This window comes from Rhodococcus sp. NPDC058532 (assembly GCF_042719255.1).
Taxonomy (GTDB): Bacteria; Actinomycetota; Actinomycetes; order Mycobacteriales; family Mycobacteriaceae; genus Rhodococcus_G.
On record NZ_JBHXNU010000002.1, the window covers coordinates 92007 to 105416 of the forward strand.

Consider the following 13410-nt stretch of genomic DNA (forward strand, 5'->3'; position numbering starts at 1 on the left):
TCGACACGAATGTCACGCAGCGCAGCTACCTACGGTTCCAGCGTCCTGGGCTACCCCCGGATCGGACCCCGACGTGAACTCAAGCGGGCCCTGGAGGCGTACTGGCACGGCCGGTCCACCCAGGCCGAGCTGATCGAGGTCGGGCGTGAACTCCAGGAGCAGACCTGGAGTGAACTGGCCGCGACCGGTTTGACGCAGGTCCCCGGCAACACCTTCTCCTACTACGACCACGTCCTCGACAATGCACTGCTGTTCGGTGCGGTCCCCGCGCGGTTCGCGCCGCTGCAGGGTGAGCTCGACGAGCTGGACTTCTACTTCACGATGGCACGCGGCAGGCCGGACTTCCCGCCGCTCGAGCTGGTCCGGTTCGTGGACACCAACTACTACTACCGTCAGCCCGAACTCGATGCGGACACCGCCTTCTCGTTGCACGCGGACGCGCTGATGGACGAGTTCGAGCGCGCCAAGGAGCGCGGCATCGAGCTGCGACCGGTGGTGCTCGGCCCGGTCTCGCTGCTGCTGCTGTCCAAGGTGGGACCGGGTGCGGGGGAAGGGTTCTCGCCCCTCGACCTGCTCGACTCGCTGCTCCCGCAGTACGAGGCGCTGTTCGAGCTCCTTGCGAAGGCGGGCGCCACCTGCGTCCAGCTGGACGAACCGATGTTCACCCAGGACCGCAGCGCCGCGGAACTGGCCGCACTCGAGCGTGCGTACAGGACGCTCGCCCACGCGCCGCTGCGACCGCGGATCCTGGTCACCGGTCCGTACGGCAATCTCGGGGAGGCGCTGACGATTCTCGCAGGCACCTCGATCGAGGCCATCGGTCTCGACCTGGTGTACGGCAAGATGAAGGCGGACGAGCTCGCGACAATCCCCGGCCTCAAGCGCAAGCGGCTCTACGCAGGCGTTGTCAACGGCCGGAACGTCTGGCGCGCAGACAATTTCGTGACCCTGACCTACCTGTCACAGCTCAAGGATGTGATCCCCGACCTGGTCGTCTCGACCTCGTGTTCGCTGATGCACGTGCCCTACGACGTGCTCGCCGAATGGGACCTCGACGGCGACGTCGCGGACCGGATGGCGTTCGCGAAGCAGAAGGTCGGCGAGGTGGTGTCGCTCGCGAAGGCACTGACCGAGGGCCCATCCGAGCGGTGGCGGAAGAAGCCGACGTCGGTGCACTTCAAGCAGAAGCACGAGGTCCGGTCCCGGGTCAACGCGATCCGGCCCGAACACCGGGTTCGGGCACCCTACGAGGAGCGGCGGGTCGCGCAGCAGGCCCGGCTGGACCTGCCACTGGTGCCCGCGACCACGCTGGGATCGTTCCCGCAGACCGACGAGATCCGCAAGGTGCGGTACGACCTCGGGCAGGGCCGTCTCGAATACCCGGACTACGTCAAGCGCATCCAGGAAGAGATCGAGCGCACCATCCGCCTGCAGGAGGACATCGGTCTCGACGTCCTCGTGCACGGTGAGCACGAGCGCAACGACATGATCCAGTACTTCGCGGAGCTGATGGACGGATTCGCGTTCACCCACAACGGCTGGGTGCAGGCGTACGGGTCGCGCTGTGTGCGTCCGCCGATCCTCTACGGCGACGTCCGGCGTCGCGGTCCGATGACGGTCGAGTGGATCGGGTACGCGCAGTCGCTGACCGATCGCCCGGTCAAGGGCATGCTGACCGGTCCGGTGACGATGCTGGCGCGCTCGTTCGTTCGGCAGGATCAGCCGCTGCACGAGACCGCCGACCAGCTGGCGTTGGCGATCCGCGACGAGGTCGCCGACCTGGAGGCGGCGGGCATCGCAATCATCCAGGTCGACGAGCCCGCGGTCCGGGAACTGTTGCCGCTGCGGGCCGGTGGCCGATCCGAATACCTCGGATGGGCGGTCGACGCGTTCCGACTCGCGACCGGCGGTGCGAAGCCGGAGACGCAGATCCACACGCACCTGACGTACACCAGCCGCGCCGAGGTGGTGGACGCGATCGAGCGGATGGACTGCGACGTCACCGCGATCGTGGCGACCCGGTCGATCGGGTGGGTGCTCGACGCGATCAAGGAGCGCAAGCTGACCCACGGCGTCGGCCCGGGCGTGTACGAGTCCCGTTCCGCCCGCATCCCGGACATCGACGAACTCGATGACCTGCTCACCGAGGCCGCGGAGTCGGTGGACCTGGACCGGTTGTGGGCGAACCCGGACGGTGGCCTCAAGACCCGCCACTACTGGCAGCTCGAGCCGTCCCTGCGGAACCTCGTCGCCGCGGCGCGCCGATTGCGGCGCCGGGCGGCCGAGCAGGGGTGACGCCGCGACAAGTCGTGCGCTGCCGTCCGTGGCCCGTGAGTGGTCGCGGCCACGGACGGAGCGCTTCGAGGGGCCCAGACTGCACCGTCGTCTGGGATGGAAAGGCCCCGAACCGATGTCGGTTCGGGGCCTTTCTGTGTCGAGACCGGTCAGCTGCCCGCGGATCCCGACAGGCTGCCTGCGAACAGACCGTCGGTGCTGCTCGTCGTGCCGGGCAGATCGGTGCCGTCGGAGTCCGGCCGGTGGATCGACACCGTCACCGTTGCACCGGGAGTCGCCCGCACCGTGACGAGGCGGGCGTCGGGTGCGGAGGTGATTTCGCCGCCCTCGACGGTCGCCAGGTACCCGTCGGGGTAGTGCAGGGGGGAGGTGTAGATCTCGGTGGGGGCCGCGGACGCCGCCGCGGTATAGGTGTACCGGAAGTCGCCGCCGTCGGGGTTGAACTGAAGCCTGCCTGGGGTTCCCGCCGTCGCACGAGGATAGGTGCGCACCAGTTGCCGTCCGGTCTCACCGGTGAACGGGTCGGGCCTCGGGGTGGGACCGAACCGGGACGAGTAGTGCCAGTAGTGCCACCCGACGAAGCGATCGTCGGCGCGGGATGTCGTTGCCGACAACATTTCCGGATCCACGTCCCCGAACTCGGTCACCAGCAGCGGCCGGTCGGTCCGGTCGCGCAGCGCATCGATGTTCCGCCAGGTCGTGTCGTACTGGACCGGGCAGGCCGCCGTCGCGCCGCCGAGCACGCCGCCGTAGATGCTCAGTTGACTGGGGATGCAGTAGTCGTGCACCGACATCGCGATGTTCGGGTCCGCGATCGGGGGGTCGCCGAGGAAGCTCGGCATCGCCTGGTTCCAGGTCACGTTCGGCTCCCAGAACACCGGGATCGTCGGGCTGACCGCGCGGATGTGGTCGGTGACCCGCTGCATGGCCGCCTGGTACTTGCGGTCGAAGTCGGGGCAGCCGCGAGGGAAGCAGGTCAGGAAGGGGGTGCCCGGCCACGGCTCGTTCAGCACCTCGATCCCGAGCACGCCGGGCTTGCCGTCGACCCGGTCGGCGAGCGCCGCCAGCGCGGTGCCCAGATGGTCGAGGACGCCGCCCCGGTTGTTCCACACCTCGTCCCACCCGGCCAGCATGCTCGGCATCAGGTAGTTCATCGGGAATCCGGGGTTCGGTTCGCCGGGTCGCGGCCGGGACTCGATCGACCAGGCGGGAAAGCCGTTCCCGCCCCATGGTTTTCCGAGCGAGTCCTGGTGGTTGTCGAACAGCACGTGCAGGCCGCGCTCGGCGAGCACATCCGCGACGCCGACCAGGCGATCGAGGTAGTCGGTGTCGAGCACCCCCCGCTCGGGCATCAGCGCCTCGAACTCGACGCCGAGTCGCACGGTGTTGAAGCCGTACCCGGCCAGCAGGTCCGCGTCCGCCGCGGTGAGGGTGAGGCCGTCGCCGGGGATCACGTACGGCGGATCCTTGTCGACGTTGTTGACGCCGTGCAGCAGCATGGTCCGCCCGAACTCGTCGACGAAGTCGCGACCCTCGACGTGGATCCGGGTGGAGGGCGGGGGTGGCTCCGCTGCGGTCGCGGGGGCGGTGGTGGTGAACAGCGCCGCGACCGCGATCGCCGCTGCCCCGAGGGAGGATGGCCTGCGCATCAGACTCCTTGACCCGACTCTGTAGTTGGACGTTCGTTCAGTTCAGGCGAGGCTACTCACCGCGGCGGCGTTTCGTTGGGAAATCGGACGAATCACCCATGGGGTCCGCGTTGCGCACGGCTCCGGTGCGGGGATAGACATAGGGGCATGCTCACCGTCTCCGCATTCGCCGCGACCGCCCCCGACGCCCCGCTCGAGAAGACCTCCATCGAGCGCCGCGACCTCGGTCCGCTCGACGTCCTCATCGAGATCAAGTACGCGGGCATCTGCCACTCCGATATCCACACCGCCCGCAACGAGTGGGGCGGCACCCGCTATCCCGTCGTGCCGGGACACGAGATCACCGGGATCGTCACGGGCGTCGGCGTCGACGTGACCCGGCACCGGGTCGGCGACCGCGTCGGGGTCGGCTGTTTCGTGGACTCGTGCGGCACCTGCGCGCCCTGCGCGGCGGGCGAGGAGCAGTACTGCGCCAACCGGGTCACCGCGACCTATAACTCCGTCGGCCGGGAGGACGGGCTGGTCACGCAGGGCGGCTACTCGACGCACATCGTCGTCACCGAACGTTTCGTGGTGTCCGTGCCGGACGGTCTCGCCCTCGATGTCGCGGCGCCGCTGCTGTGCGCCGGGATCACCCTGTATTCGCCGTTGCGGCACTGGAACGCCGGGCCCGGCACGCGGGTCGCGATCGTCGGGATGGGCGGGCTCGGGCACGTCGGTGTCAAGATCGCGCACGCGATGGGCGCCGAGGTCACCGTGCTCAGTCAGTCGCTGTCGAAGCGGGAGGACGGGCTGCGGTTCGGCGCCGATCACTACCGCGCGACCGCCGACCCGGCGGTCTTCAAGGAGTTGCGCGCCAGCTTCGACCTGATTCTCAACACCGTGTCGGTCAACCTCGACCTCGACGCCTACCTCGGGACGCTCGCGCTCGACGGCACCCTCGTCATGCTCGGGCTGCCCGAGCAGCCACTGACCCTGCGCGGCTTCTCCCTCGCCGGCAACCGGCGCAGCCTCGCAGGCTCCAACGTCGGCGGCATCCGCGAGACCCAGGAGATGCTGGACTTCTGCGCCGAGCACGGCATCGCCGCAGAGATCGAGGTCATCGCCGCGGACCGGATCAACGAGGCGTACGACCGGGTGCTGCGCAGCGACGTCCGCTACCGCTTCGTCATCGACGCGGCGACGTTCTGACCCGGGCGAACCGTGCGTGATTCGTACCCCTATTGGGGTGAGAATCGCGCACGGGCGGCGTAGCCGCATCGCCCGCCGAGGGGTCATACTCGTGATGTAGGTCACAGCATGAAGGGTCGGGGCGATGGGCCAGCAACTTCACGGACGCCGGGTGGCGGTGCTTGCCGCGGACGGGGTCGAACAGGACGAACTGACCGAGACCCGCCGCGCAGTCGAGGAGGCGGGCGGCCGCACCGCGCTGCTCTCGATCGCGCCGGGCGAGATCCAGGCGTACCGCGCCGACGTGATGCTCGGCGACCGGTTCCCGGTGGATCTGCTCGTCGGCCGGGCCGACGTCGACGACTACGACGCGCTGATCCTGCCGGGCGGAACGCTCGGTCCGGACCGACTGCGCACCGACGACCACGCGGTGGCGTTCGTGCGGCACTTCATGCACATCGGCAAACCGGTCGCCGCGATCGGGCACGGACCCTGGCTGCTCATCGAAGCGAGGGTCGTCGACGGCCGGACCCTCACCAGCTGGCCCAGCCTGCGCACCGACATCGTCAACGCGGGGGGCACGCACGTGAACGAGAAGGTCGTCGTCGACCGGAACCTGGTCACCAGCCGCGGCCTGCTCGACCTCGGCTGCTTCTGCAACGCGCTGGTCGGCAAGTTCACCCAGCACCCCGAGCTCATCGGCCGGGCGTGAGGTTCCGCCCGCGGCGGCGGGCCCTGTCGCGGGCGGGCAACCGGGCGTAGCGTCGGTCACACCAGCCGAACCTCGCGACGAGGAGGTAGGAACGATGAAGCTGCATCTGTTCTCCGAATGGGCTGGCTACGCGCTCGGACTCATCGCCGTCATCAGCCTCGCGATGGCCGTCGTCGCGGCGGCATCGGGCTACGCCGGCTGGGCGGTGATCGCCGCGGTGGTGTTCATGATCGCCGTCGCGGTCGGCCTCGGACTGGTCGGAGGCGCGGTGCGCCACGACCACAGACAGCGTCGGCATACGCCGCGGTTCCCGCTGCCGGGCGGAACCGCGTGGCCGGTCAAGGAGTGATCCGTATGAGCCTGAACATCGTTGCTGGCTGGGTGGGGTTCGCGTGCGCCCTGTTGGCCGTCATCTCGATGGGGACGTTCCTCGTCGCGGCGGGCAGCGGGTACGGCGGCTGGGCGGCGCTCGCGGGCGGGGTATTCCTGCTCACGGTCGCGACTGCGGTCACCGTCGTCGGCGGGACCGTCCGGCACGACCGCAAGCTGGGCCTGGACGTGCCGCACTTCCCCTGACCGGTCTGCCGGGCGCAGGTCAGGACCGCGCCAGGCGACGCTTCTCGGTCTCGACGTCGAAGTTGGCGGCGGGCCAGTCGAGGTCCAGCCGTTCCAGCGCGTCGATCAACAGTTCGGTGACGGCGAGGCGGCTGTACCACTTCCGGTCGCACGGCACCGCGTACCACGGGGCATGCTCGGTCGAGGTGCGGTCCAGCATCGCCTGGTACGCCTCCCGGTACTCGGGCCAGAAGCCGCGTTCGGTGACGTCGCCCGGGTTGTACTTCCAGTGCTTGTCCGGACGTTCCAGCCGCTCGGAGAGCCGCTTCTTCTGCTCGTCGAGCGAGACGAACATCGCGACCTTCACCAGCGTGGTTCCGGACTCGACCAGGTCCCGTTCGAACTGATTGATCTCGTCGTAGCGGGGCTCCCACTCGCCCGGCGGAACCAGGTCGTGGACCCGCACCACCAGCACGTCCTCGTAGTGGGAGCGGTCGAAGACGCCGATCTGCCCCCTGCGGGGCAGTTCCTTCCTGACCCGCCACAGGTAGTGGTGCCGCTTCTCCTCGGCGGTCGGTACCCCGAACGAGGCGTGATCGACGCCCTGCGGGTCCACGTGCCCGATCACGTGGCGCATCATCCCGCCCTTGCCCGCGGTGTCCATGCCCTGCAGGATCAGCAGCACCGACCGGTGCTCGTCGGAGCTGCGGCCGTTCGCGAAGAGCTTCTCCTGCAGGCCGGACAGGACGGCCCCACGCTCCTCGAGGAGACGCTCACCCAGCGTCTTGTTGCCCGCGAAGCCGGGCATGCCGTTCGTGTCCAGGTCGGCGACCCGGGTGTCGGACGTGACGCGCAGCGCCTCGGTTGCCGGAACCTGCCAGCCCTCGCTCGTGCCCATGCCGCGACTCTGCCATTCGGCGCGCGCATTCGGCGGGAACGGCGCGGATCTAGAGGCCGTCCCGCTCCTCGAGCAGCGGGTGCGGAACGGACTTGAAGCGTGCCGGCGAGCCGGCGACCGCGGCGATCCCGGTCACCCCACCCCACGTCATCATCGCCAGGTAGTCGATCAGATCCTCCGCGGTCATCGACCGGTTCGAGATCCACCAGTGGGTGGCCAGCTGGACGGCGCCGACGATGCCGTACGCCCACGGCAGCGCGCCACCGGAATCCATCTCCATCTGCCGCAGCTTCAGCCCGAGGACGGCGGACAGCGCCTCGGCGATCATCCGCTCCGACTCGGCGACCACGTCACGGCTGGCTCCGGAACTGTTCGCCATCACGTAGAGGTACACCTCGGTGTCCTCGGCGACCGTCTCCACGTAGGCGGTGATCGCGACCCGGACGAGCGCGTACTCGTCCATGTCGGCGCCGATCGCCGCGTACATGCGGGGGGCGAGGACCGTCTCCACCCAGCGGGTCATCGTCGCGCTGGTGAGATCGTTCTTGTCGTTGAAGTAGCGGTAGAGGACGGTCTTCGAGACGCCGATCTCAGAGGCGATCTCGTCCATCCCGACCTCGCGGCCACGGGCCCGGATCGCGGCGAGGGTGCCGTCGACCAGCTCCTCCCGGCGCGCGATCTTGTGCTCGCGCCAGCGGCGCTTGCGCCCGTCGGGCTTCTCCGCCTTCGCCTCGGGTGCGGAGCCGGCGGCCTCGGCGGCGTCGGGGGCTGTCTTGTTCGACACTGGTGTATGCCACATCCGTTCAGATCGATCTTCGGTTCAGCTTACGGCGCACGCCCCGCGCGGAGCCGGTCCTCCCCGGTGACTCGCCGAATTTCGGCACAATTGTCGAGGTGATGCAGTTGTTGAGCGTCGACGACGCGGCCAAGCGGCGTGATCTGCGGCGAATGAAGGCGGTGGCGACGGGCTTTCTCCTGTTCGCGACCGTGGTGTACCTGTTCTGCCGGTGGCAGGAGTCCCGGGGCGCGGGGGAGTGGGTGGGGTACGTGCGGGCCGCGTCCGAGGCGGGCATGGTCGGTGCGCTCGCGGATTGGTTCGCGGTGACCGCGCTGTTCCGGCATCCGCTCGGATTGCGGATCCCGCACACCGCGATCATCAAGAAGAAGAAGGACCAGCTGGGGTCGAGCCTCGGCAGTTTCGTCGGCGAGAACTTCCTCGCGCCCGACGTGGTGTCGCAGAAGGTGCGGTCGGCGGAGGTGCCGTTGCGGGTCGGCACGTGGCTGGCCGAGCCGACCCATGCCGAGCGGGTGGCTGCCGAGACCGCGACGCTGCTGCGCGCCTTCGTCGGGGTGCTGCGCGACGAGGACGTGCAGCAGATCATCGACAGCACCATCGTGCGCCGGATCGCGGAGCCCGCGTGGGGACCGCCGATCGGGAAGGTCCTCGAGGAGTTGCTCGCCGACAACCGGCAGCTGCCGCTGCTGGACATGCTCGCGGAGCGGGCCCACCAGTGGGCCCTTGCCAGCCAGCCGACGATCGACCGGATCATCGACCGCGACAGCCCGTCGTGGTCGCCGAAGTTCGTCGACCTGCTGCTCGGCGAGAAGATCCACCGCGAGCTCGTCGAGTTCACCTGGAAGGTGCGATCAAACCCGGACCACGAGGTGCGGGTGGCCGCGAACCGGTTCCTGATCGATTTCGCGCAGGACCTGCAGCACGATCCCGCGACGATGGCGAAGGCGGAGAAGATCAAGACCGAACTGATGGGCCGCAAGGAGGTCACCGGGGCGGCCGAGGCCGCGTGGAAGGTGGCCAAGCGGATGATCCTCGAATCGGTCGACGATCCCGACAGTGCGCTGCGCGGGAAGACCAGGGACACGGTGATCCGTCTCGGTGAGCGGCTGCGGGACGAGCCGGAACTGCGGGCGAAGGTGGACGGCTGGCTGGACACCGCCGTGCGCTACGTCGCCGCGAACTACACCACCGAGATCACCGCGATCATCACCGACACCGTCGCCCGATGGGACGCCGAGGAGGCGAGCCGGAAGATCGAACTGCAGGTGGGGCGGGATCTGCAGTTCATTCGGATCAACGGCACCGTGGTCGGTGCGCTCGCGGGTCTCGCGATCTACACGGTGTCGCAGCTGCTGTTCGGGTGACGTGAGCGCGCCTGCTAGCACGAGTGCTTGCAAGAGCTAGCACCCTCCCGTACCGTGGACGGCGCACACAGGGGAGGGAGGCAGAGCATGACCGACGACACCCGATCGACCGGTGACAGTGCCGGCGACGTCGCGGCCCGGGTGGTCAGCTCTGCAGCGCAGGACATCGGCGGCTTCATCAGGTCGCAACGCGAAGCCGCGCAGGTGTCGCTGCGCCAACTGTCGCAGTTGGCGGGGGTCAGCAATCCGTATCTGAGCCAGATCGAGCGCGGGCTGCGCAAGCCGTCCGCCGAGGTCCTCGGCCAGATCGCGAAGGGCCTTCGGATGTCGTCCGAGGTGCTGTATATGCGGGCTGGACTGCTCGAGCAACGCCCAGCCAGTCCGGTGCGGGACGCACTGCTGTCCGACATCTCCATCACCGAGCGGCAGAAGCAGGTGCTCCTCGAAATCTACGAATCGTTCCGGCGTGAGAACGAGCCGCGAACGGAAACCCAGCCCGATCAACAGGAGAACGAAGATGACTGACATCAAGGGTCTCGACACCGTGATCACCCCGCTCTACGCCGCGGTCGGCGCGGGCGACGTCGTCGTGCAGGCCGTCGCCGACGTCGTCGCGCAGGTCCGCGAACGCGCCGCCACCGCCGGTGACGACCTCACCGTCGACGGCGCCAAGGAGCGTTTCGACAAGCTGACCGGCGACCTGACCGAGGGCGTCGAATCGCTGCGGGAGCGGCTCGCCGGGCTGCCGTCCGAGCTGCCCGAGGAGCTCGCCGAGCTGCGCGAGAAGTTCACCGCCGACGAGCTGCGCAAGGTCGCCGAGGCCTACCTCAAGGTGGCATCGGACATCTACACCTCGCTGGCCGAGCGCGGTGAGGAAACGGTCGAGCGGCTGCGCAAGCAGGCGGCCGTCGAGGAGGGGCTCGAGCGCGCGGAATCGGCGTTCGAAGATGCCGCGACGCTGACCGAGGAGGCGCTGGGCACCGTGGCTCGGCAGACCCGTGCCGTTGGTGAGCAGGCCGCGAAGCTCGCGGGCCGCGCCGCGGAGAAGATCAGCGACGTGGCCGACGAGGTGTCCGATGCCGTCGCCGACGCGGGCGAGCAGGTGGCCAGCCGGTTCGTCGGGGCGGGCGAGAAGGCCGAGGCGACCACGGAGTCGGCCGCCAGCAAGGTGGCCTCCGCCGCACCGAAGCAGGCCGCGAAGCCCGCCCCGGCTCCCGCGGCCAAGCCTGCCCCGGCCAAGGCGACCCCGGCGAAGGCCGCGCAGCCCAAGACCGCGGCCGCGAAGCCCGCCCCGGCGAAGACCGCAGCCAAGCCGGCACCGGCGAAGACCGCCGCCAAGCCGACCGCGACCAAGGCGCCCGCCAAGAAGGCCGCGCCGAAGGCGACCGACGCCTGACCCGTCTCGACGGACGAACGCACGGCTCCCTCGCTGCACCCGCGGCGGGGGAGCCGTCGCCGACTAGGATGGATTCGTGACCACGGCCTACAACCTGACCGCGCTGATCATGATCGCTCTCCGACTCCTCGCCCTGGGTGCGGGTGCCTTCGCGCTGTTTCATGCCGTCCGGCAGCGCACGGACGCGTTCACCGCGGTCGACAAGCTCAGCAAGCCCATCTGGATCGGCATTCTCGCCGCCGCCATGCTCATGGTGTTCCTGTTCGGTGTCGTGTCCCTGTTCGGGCTCGTCGCGGTCGTCGCGATCTGCGTCTATCTGGTCGATGTGCGGCCGCGGGTCGACGAGGTTCAGCGCGGCCCCCGCTGGTGACCAACTTTCTGAGAATGTAAGTCACAGATACCGTTGACAACGGGTATCTCGACGACGCATGGTTGAGGTGTAGGTCGGCGTACCGGGAAGGCGCCGACGGCGGCTGGCACAGTCGGCCGAGGCACTCGACGAGGAGGTCGCCATGCCGATCGTCCACGACAGTCCCTCCACCGCGATGCGGGTGGGCAACCGCCAGGAGACCGCGTCGCGGTTGCTCGCGTCGGCCGCCCGCAAATCGTTCGACCCGCTCGTCGAGATCGACTGGGATGCGCCCATCCCCGACGACCTGTACGGCATGACACCGGAGTGGTGCAGCCTCTATGGCACCGACCTGTGGGAGTCGATGACCGAGGAGCAGCGCGTCACCCTGACCAAGCACGAGGCGGCGAGCATCGCGGGCACCGGCATCTGGTTCGAGATGATCCTGATGCAGATGCTGCTCCGGGACGTCTACTCGCACGACCCCGCGACGCCGCATTTCCAGTTCGCGCTCACCGAGATCGCCGACGAATGCCGGCACTCGACGATGTTCGCGAAGGCCGCCACCCGATTCGGGGTTCCGTCGTACCAGCCGCGGGCCTGGATCCGGCAGTCCGCTCGCCCGTTCAAGGCCACCGCAAGCGGCTCGCTCGCCTACGGTGGAACGCTGTTCGCCGAGGAGATCCTCGACATGATGCAGCGGGACTTCATGAAGGACGACCGGGTCCAGCCGATCACCCGCACGGTCAGCAGGATCCACGTCCTCGAGGAGGCCCGGCACATCAAGTTCGCCCGCGAGGAGGCCGCGCGTCGCGTCGTCGGCCTCTCCCGATTCACCCGCGCCCGGATCCGGTTCATGCTCGGCGTCACCGCCTACTTCGTGGTGACCAGCCTGGTGAATCCGAAGGTCTACGAGGCCGCGGGCCTTGACCCGGCGCGGGCCCGCGCGGCGGCCCGGTCGAACACGCACTACCAGGACAGGATTCGTTCCGGCAGCGCGAAGACGATCGAGTTCCTCGACGAGATCGGGCTGATCGGCGGTCCGTCGACCCTGCTGATGCGCCGCGCCCACATCCTCTGAGTCCCGCAAGAAACCTGCTGCCGGAAGCCCTTCCGGCAGCAACTCGCCGTGAAGGAGTTCCAGTGTCGGTCAGTTCACGCGCCTCGGCGCGACGATGGTTCGTCGGAGCCGCCGCCCTCGCCGCGGTCGCCGGAGTCGGCGCTGCCGTCCGCTCGCGGCGGGGCGCCGCGTCCGCACCGACCGACGCGCCGAACCCGGCACTGTCCGACCCGATCCTGCATCCGGAGACGGTGCCGGTGGTCTCCGCGGACGGGCATCCGATCCACGTGCTCGCCTACGGCGACCCGAGCGCCCCCGCGATCGTGCTCTCCCACGGCTGGACCTGCTCGACCACCTTCTGGCACCCGCAGATCAACGCGCTCGCCGACGACTACCGCGTCGTCGTCTACGACCAGCGGGGCCACGGCAGGACGGGCATCGGGCCGACGCCGCTGACCCCGGAACTGCTCGGGGATGACCTCGACGCCGTCCTCGCCGCCACCGTCACCGACGGGCGGAAGGCGGTCGTCGTCGGCCACAGCATGGGTGGCATGTCGATCATGTCGTGGGCGCTGAAGTACCCCGACCACGTCGAGGCCATGGCGTCCGCGGTGATGCTGGCGAGCACCGGATCCGATCACCTGGTCGCCGAGACGACGATCATTCCGCGGCCGAAGCGCGGCCCGGCGATCCCGGTCCCGGTCGGCACCGCGATCCTCGGCTCCAAGGCGCCGCTCATCGCGAGCCCGCTCACCCGCAAGGGGGTCCAGTACGTCGCGCTCGCGCCCGGGTCGACCCGGCAGGAGGTGGACTTCTGCGTGCGGATCGTCCGCGAGTGCAGCCCGGCCACCCGCGGCGGCTGGGGCCGCGCGTTGAGCACCCTGGACATTGGCGCGTCGCTCGATCACCTGACGGTGCCCACCACCGTCCTCGTCGGGACCGCGGACCGGCTCACCCCGCAGATCCATTCGGTGCGGATGAGCGAACGCCTCGACGCCGACGAGCACCTGTCCCGGCTGATCCGATTGCCCGGCATCGGGCACATGAGCACCGTCGAGGCACCTGCCGAGGTGAATGCGGAGATTCGCCGCCTGCGGCAACTCTGAGAGCGCCGCGGCACCCTGCAACTGTGCGTGATTTTCACCCCGACCGGGGTGAAAATCACG

The 13410-nt window shown here is 69.1% G+C and carries 14 protein-coding genes; 11 read left to right on the forward strand and 3 right to left on the reverse strand.

Translation table 11 applies throughout. The annotated features are described in order from the left end of the window. The first annotated feature begins 9 nt into the window (after positions 1-9). Positions 10-2295, forward strand: a complete 2286-nt coding sequence (gene metE, locus ACFWQG_RS03215; protein ID WP_378506145.1) for a 5-methyltetrahydropteroyltriglutamate--homocysteine S-methyltransferase — start codon at positions 10-12, stop codon at positions 2293-2295. A 149-nt stretch (positions 2296-2444) separates the two neighbouring features. Here the strand turns inward: metE and ACFWQG_RS03220 are convergent, their stop codons facing one another. Then, on the reverse strand, positions 2445-3944 hold the full coding sequence (locus ACFWQG_RS03220) for a cellulase family glycosylhydrolase (RefSeq protein WP_378506146.1): 1500 nt from the start codon (positions 3942-3944) through the stop codon (positions 2445-2447). Positions 3945-4091: 147 nt separating this feature from the next. Between ACFWQG_RS03220 and ACFWQG_RS03225 the strand changes: the two genes are divergently transcribed. The 4 genes from ACFWQG_RS03225 (at position 4092) to ACFWQG_RS03240 (ending at position 6402) form a co-directional block, all read left to right on the forward strand. Next, positions 4092-5135 (forward strand): NAD(P)-dependent alcohol dehydrogenase, encoded by a 1044-nt coding sequence (locus ACFWQG_RS03225; protein ID WP_378506147.1) that lies wholly within the window; start codon positions 4092-4094, stop codon positions 5133-5135. Positions 5136-5259: 124 nt separating this feature from the next. Then, positions 5260-5826 carry a type 1 glutamine amidotransferase domain-containing protein gene (locus ACFWQG_RS03230; protein WP_378506148.1) on the forward strand — a complete coding sequence of 189 codons (567 nt, stop codon included), beginning with the start codon at positions 5260-5262 and terminating at the stop codon, positions 5824-5826. Between the two features lie 94 nt (positions 5827-5920). Beyond that, positions 5921-6175, forward strand: coding sequence for a hypothetical protein (locus ACFWQG_RS03235; protein WP_378506149.1), 255 nt, complete (start codon positions 5921-5923; stop codon positions 6173-6175). 5 nt (positions 6176-6180) lie between these two features. Further along, positions 6181-6402 carry a hypothetical protein gene (locus ACFWQG_RS03240; protein WP_378506150.1) on the forward strand — a complete coding sequence of 74 codons (222 nt, stop codon included), beginning with the start codon at positions 6181-6183 and terminating at the stop codon, positions 6400-6402. A 19-nt stretch (positions 6403-6421) separates the two neighbouring features. Here the strand turns inward: ACFWQG_RS03240 and ACFWQG_RS03245 are convergent, their stop codons facing one another. Both ACFWQG_RS03245 and ACFWQG_RS03250 read right to left on the reverse strand, forming a co-directional pair. Beyond that, the gene (locus ACFWQG_RS03245) at positions 6422-7279 is read right to left on the reverse strand and encodes a polyphosphate kinase 2 family protein (RefSeq protein WP_378506151.1); all 858 of its coding nucleotides are present in this window, start codon (positions 7277-7279) and stop codon (positions 6422-6424) included. 49 nt (positions 7280-7328) lie between these two features. After that, positions 7329-8078 carry a TetR/AcrR family transcriptional regulator gene (locus ACFWQG_RS03250; RefSeq protein WP_378506152.1) on the reverse strand — a complete coding sequence of 250 codons (750 nt, stop codon included), beginning with the start codon at positions 8076-8078 and terminating at the stop codon, positions 7329-7331. 98 nt (positions 8079-8176) lie between these two features. Here ACFWQG_RS03250 and ACFWQG_RS03255 point away from each other — a divergent pair, with 98 nt between their 5' ends. From ACFWQG_RS03255 to ACFWQG_RS03280, 6 genes are all read left to right on the forward strand, one after another. After that, on the forward strand, positions 8177-9439 hold the full coding sequence (locus ACFWQG_RS03255) for a DUF445 domain-containing protein (protein WP_378506395.1): 1263 nt from the start codon (positions 8177-8179) through the stop codon (positions 9437-9439). Between the two features lie 87 nt (positions 9440-9526). Then, positions 9527-9964, forward strand: a complete 438-nt coding sequence (locus ACFWQG_RS03260) for a helix-turn-helix domain-containing protein (protein WP_378506153.1) — start codon at positions 9527-9529, stop codon at positions 9962-9964. Beyond that, the gene (locus ACFWQG_RS03265) at positions 9957-10835 is read left to right on the forward strand and encodes a heparin-binding hemagglutinin (protein WP_378506154.1); all 879 of its coding nucleotides are present in this window, start codon (positions 9957-9959) and stop codon (positions 10833-10835) included. The genes ACFWQG_RS03260 and ACFWQG_RS03265 overlap by 8 nt, the downstream gene beginning before the upstream one ends. 76 nt (positions 10836-10911) lie before the next feature. Beyond that, positions 10912-11205: a DUF2516 family protein gene (locus tag ACFWQG_RS03270; protein ID WP_378506155.1), complete on the forward strand. Its 294-nt coding sequence runs from the start codon at positions 10912-10914 to the stop codon at positions 11203-11205. A 142-nt stretch (positions 11206-11347) separates the two neighbouring features. After that, a complete protein-coding gene (locus ACFWQG_RS03275) occupies positions 11348-12265 on the forward strand; it encodes a diiron oxygenase (RefSeq protein WP_378506156.1) in 918 nt (305 codons plus the stop codon). A gap of 62 nt (positions 12266-12327) precedes the next feature. Beyond that, a complete protein-coding gene (locus ACFWQG_RS03280) occupies positions 12328-13350 on the forward strand; it encodes an alpha/beta fold hydrolase (RefSeq protein ID WP_378506157.1) in 1023 nt (340 codons plus the stop codon). Positions 13351-13410 lie beyond the last annotated feature (60 nt).

Excerpts from the sequence above, each read along its gene's own strand:
- metE (WP_378506145.1), top strand. The coding sequence starts at position 10 with ATGTCACGCAGCGCAGCTACCTACGGTTCCAGCGTCCTGGGCTACCCC.
- ACFWQG_RS03220 (WP_378506146.1), bottom strand. The coding sequence starts at position 3,944 with ATGCGCAGGCCATCCTCCCTCGGGGCAGCGGCGATCGCGGTCGCGGCG.
- ACFWQG_RS03225 (WP_378506147.1), top strand. The coding sequence starts at position 4,092 with ATGCTCACCGTCTCCGCATTCGCCGCGACCGCCCCCGACGCCCCGCTC.
- ACFWQG_RS03230 (WP_378506148.1), top strand. The coding sequence starts at position 5,260 with ATGGGCCAGCAACTTCACGGACGCCGGGTGGCGGTGCTTGCCGCGGAC.
- ACFWQG_RS03235 (WP_378506149.1), top strand. The coding sequence starts at position 5,921 with ATGAAGCTGCATCTGTTCTCCGAATGGGCTGGCTACGCGCTCGGACTC.
- ACFWQG_RS03240 (WP_378506150.1), top strand. The coding sequence starts at position 6,181 with ATGAGCCTGAACATCGTTGCTGGCTGGGTGGGGTTCGCGTGCGCCCTG.
- ACFWQG_RS03245 (WP_378506151.1), bottom strand. The coding sequence starts at position 7,279 with ATGGGCACGAGCGAGGGCTGGCAGGTTCCGGCAACCGAGGCGCTGCGC.
- ACFWQG_RS03250 (WP_378506152.1), bottom strand. The coding sequence starts at position 8,078 with ATGTGGCATACACCAGTGTCGAACAAGACAGCCCCCGACGCCGCCGAG.
- ACFWQG_RS03255 (WP_378506395.1), top strand. The coding sequence starts at position 8,177 with ATGCAGTTGTTGAGCGTCGACGACGCGGCCAAGCGGCGTGATCTGCGG.
- ACFWQG_RS03260 (WP_378506153.1), top strand. The coding sequence starts at position 9,527 with ATGACCGACGACACCCGATCGACCGGTGACAGTGCCGGCGACGTCGCG.
- ACFWQG_RS03265 (WP_378506154.1), top strand. The coding sequence starts at position 9,957 with ATGACTGACATCAAGGGTCTCGACACCGTGATCACCCCGCTCTACGCC.
- ACFWQG_RS03275 (WP_378506156.1), top strand. The coding sequence starts at position 11,348 with ATGCCGATCGTCCACGACAGTCCCTCCACCGCGATGCGGGTGGGCAAC.